Source organism: Nodularia spumigena CCY9414, from assembly GCF_000340565.2.
GTDB classification, from domain to species: domain Bacteria; phylum Cyanobacteriota; class Cyanobacteriia; order Cyanobacteriales; family Nostocaceae; genus Nodularia; species Nodularia spumigena.
The window spans coordinates 1,354,332-1,354,987 of sequence record NZ_CP007203.1 but is presented as its reverse complement, the minus strand read 5'-3'; the positions used below and the strand labels follow the sequence as shown (position 1 = coordinate 1,354,987).

The following is a 656-nucleotide window of genomic DNA, read 5'->3' as shown; positions in this document are numbered from 1 at the left end:
ATATCAAAAAGCTCCTCCAGAGGCTCAAAATTTCATTCGGTATGCGATGCAAAAAATTGTCGAAGACTACATTAATGCTTCTTTTACAACTTACCTGGAGAAGTTAGACCTCAATAAGCAAGGAGTCATATTAACTGACACTAGATTGGGGCTTAATTCACTCCGTATGTCTTTACATCATCCTGAATTCATTCATAAGCAGGTAGATATAAATAAACTCATTCATTCTTGGAGAGATATGAGCTTGAGTTGGCGAAAGATCATTGGTTCTTTAGAACAAAAGAGTTGGCGTTACAGAGCGCAGCAGATAGCCCGTCTGGTTCAAGCACTGGAACTTGAATTAAATCAAGAGCTTCTAGGTAATCGCTATGACCGTTACCAGGATGCTTTAGAAGCTAAAGAAATTCAAAGACTTATTGAAGTTGCTTAAAAGTTGTTGCATCTGTTAACCCAATTTAATGATTCCGAGGAGTTGAGAAATGATAGCATCTATTCATTTTGAAGATGACCAAAAAACAGTTCAAGTCGAAGCAAGCCAACCCTTAACGAAGATTTGTGATGAGCATCCGGCTTCAATCTTATTTGGTTGCCGCAGTGTTGCCTGTGGAACCTGCCTGATAGAAGTTATGAGCGGGATGGATAATCTTTCTCCCATT

1 protein-coding gene and 1 pseudogene are annotated in these 656 nt (G+C 39.0%); both read left to right on the top strand.

Annotation, left to right across the window (positions count from 1 at the left end):
• A pseudogene (locus tag NSP_RS05960) lies at window positions 1–430 on the top strand (hypothetical protein); the annotation flags it as partial.
• 49 nt (window positions 431–479) lie between these two features.
• Window positions 480–656 (top strand): 2Fe-2S iron-sulfur cluster-binding protein (locus NSP_RS05955; protein WP_017803891.1); only part of this gene is annotated, 177 nt, incomplete at its 3' end.